Below are 2590 nucleotides of genomic sequence, written 5' to 3'. Positions count from 1 at the left end.
GTTTTCATAAAACCCCCCCACCCCCCCCCCCATTTGTATTACCTGCGATTCTGGTATGCCCCAAACCCCGTGGGCCCCGCCCCGCGGTCACCCCGACCGGGGGCCGTCGCCGTCCAAGAACCTCCCGCGGAACCTCTCGCGCCGCTGCCGTGTCTCCGGTGCTGCGGAGAATCCCCCACGACTCCTAGGGCGCCCCAGGGGACCCCCGAATTTCACGTTACGGCCGAGGTCCGACAGTTTTCGGCCGTTTCCAGCCCTCCCCAACCCGCTCCACCCGATCGAGCGACCCAGCCCTTTCCCCAGGTACTCGCCGTGACCACCGGTCCGAGCACACCCCACCGACGCGGCACGGCAGTGGTTCCCGCACGACCCCGGTAGCGTTGTGGTGTGCGGATCCTGGTTGTTGAGGACGAAGTGCCGCTGGCCGACGCCATCGCGCGTGGCCTGCGGCGAGAAGGCATGGCTGTCGACGTCGCCTACGACGGCGAGTCCGGCCACGAGAAGTCGACCATCACGCGGTACGACGTGGTCGTGCTCGACCGCGACCTGCCCGGCATGTCCGGCGACGAGCTGTGCAAGGAGATCCTCAGTTCGGGCGCGTTGACGCGGGTCATGATGCTCACCGCCAGCGCGGGCATCGACGACCGCGTCGCGGGCTTGTCGCTGGGGGCGGACGACTACCTCGCGAAGCCGTTCGCGTTCCCGGAGCTGGTCGCGCGGGTGCGCGCGCTCGCCCGGCGCGCGACGCCCGCGACGCCGCCGCTGTTGAGCGCGCGCGACGTGGAGCTGGACCCGGCGCGGCGGACGGTGCGGCGCGGCGGCGAGCTGGTGGAGTTGACGCGCAAGGAGTTCGGCGTCCTCGAGGTGCTGCTCGCGGCCAAGGGGTCCGTGGTCAGCAGCGAGGAGCTGCTCGAGCGGGTGTGGGACGAGAACGCCGACCCGTTCACCACGACCGTGCGCGTGACCGTGATGACGCTGCGCAAGAAGCTCGGCGAGCCCGGCATCATCGACACCGTCGTCGGCTCCGGCTACCGGGTCCCGAGCGCTGGGACCGGCTCCGCTGAGGACTGACTTCACCCGACGGCGGGGGCCGGGTCTGCGGCTCCGCATCACGCTGCTCGCCACGGCGCTCGTCGCGTTCGTCAGCTGCCTGCTGCTCCTGCTGGGGTGGATGCTCGTCGGCCGGGTCGTCGACTCGATGCCGTCGTTCCCGGCGGGCAGCACGGTGCAGGTGGACGGCGTCGAGGTCGACACCGACGTGCTCAGCCAGGTGCTCGGCGCGCACGCCCGCGCGGACGTCGTGCGCTCCGGCGCCATCGCGTTCTGCTTCGTGGTCCTGGCCGCGGCCGTGCTCTCGTGGGCGATCACCGGGCGCGTGCTCAAACCCGTGCACGACGTCACGGAGGCCGCGCGCCGGTTGTCCGCGGAGTCGCTGGGGGAGCGGTTGCGGCTGGCCGGGCCGCGCGACGAGGTCGCGGAGCTGGCCGACACGTTCGACGGGATGCTCGACCGGTTGCAGGCGGCGTTCGACTCGCAACGCAGGTTCGTCGCGAACGCCTCGCACGAGCTGCGCACACCGTTGTCGGTGATCCGCACCGAGCTGGACGTGACGCTGTCCGACCCGGACGCCGACGTCGAAGAGTTGCGGCGGATGGCCGGTGTCGTCCGGACCGCCGCCGAACGTTCCGAGCAGTTGGTGAGCGCACTGTTGTTGCTGGCTCGCACCGAGGGGACCCGGCTCGCGGTGCACGAACCCGTGGACCTGGCGGCCGTCGTGGACTCGGCGTGGCGGGCCGTGCGGGCGGAGTCGGCCGCCAAGCAGCTGCGGATGAGCTTCCGCACCGGTCCCGCGCCCGCGGTCGGCGACCCGGCGCTGCTGGAGCGGATCGCGGGGAACCTGCTGGAGAACGCCGTGCGGCACAACCTGGTGGGCGGCTGGATCGACGTGGTCACCGAGGGCGGGCCGCAGTGGTCCGTGCTGCGGGTGTCGTCGTCCGGCCCGCCGATCGCGCCGGAACTCGTGGAAGGGCTGTTCGAGCCGTTCCGCCGCGGGGGGACCGACCGCACCGCGCGCACGGGAACCGGACTCGGCCTGTCGATAGTGCGGGCGGCCGTGACCGCGCATGAAGGACGCGTTCACGCGGAAGCGGTGTCCGGTGGAGGGCTCGCGGTGATCGTGCACCTGCCCGCCGCGGGGCGATGAAAGAAAGTTTCCGTGGCCCCGGTCACAGTCAAGTGTGTTTTGAGGGCGTTCTGGGCACTCTGAGAGGTCTGGCAGGGGTCCGGAGCAGGGGTTTTGTTGACCATGACCCCTAGGGGACCCCGATTTGTACCCCAGTTCATGGGGGTGTAACTTTCTCCTTGTCACCGCGACACAGACCGGAAACGGGCTGAGGCGGAGGCCAAAAACCTAAGAAGATCGAATGCCTCGCAAGCCGATTTGACAGTCTGAAAAATCGCTTGCTAAGCTTCAAACACAAGCCCCGGATTGCACTGCGGTAAGACGCGGAACAAGATGGTGTGCGCGTGTTCTTTGAGAACTCAACAGCGTGCCGAATAGCCAGTAACTTATATGAACCCAGTCAATGGG

At 69.2% G+C, this 2590-nt stretch carries 2 protein-coding genes; both read left to right on the top strand.

The window, feature by feature from the left end:
* The first annotated feature begins 387 nt into the window (after positions 1-387).
* A complete protein-coding gene (locus ACFWW9_RS32255; RefSeq protein WP_390385775.1) occupies positions 388-1071 on the top strand; it encodes a response regulator transcription factor in 684 nt (227 codons plus the stop codon).
* Between the two features lie 100 nt (positions 1072-1171).
* Positions 1172-2203, top strand: a complete 1032-nt coding sequence (locus ACFWW9_RS32250) for a sensor histidine kinase (protein ID WP_390385773.1) — start codon at positions 1172-1174, stop codon at positions 2201-2203.
* The last annotated feature ends 387 nt before the right edge of the window (positions 2204-2590 follow it).

This window comes from Umezawaea sp. NPDC059074 (genome assembly GCF_042738955.1).
In the GTDB taxonomy this organism is placed as follows: Bacteria; Actinomycetota; Actinomycetes; order Mycobacteriales; family Pseudonocardiaceae; genus Umezawaea.
Note: the sequence above shows the minus strand (reverse complement) of the source record. Positions and strands in the feature narration are given on the sequence as shown.

Excerpts from the sequence above, each read along its gene's own strand:
- ACFWW9_RS32250 (WP_390385773.1), top strand. The coding sequence starts at position 1,172 with ATGCTCGTCGGCCGGGTCGTCGACTCGATGCCGTCGTTCCCGGCGGGC.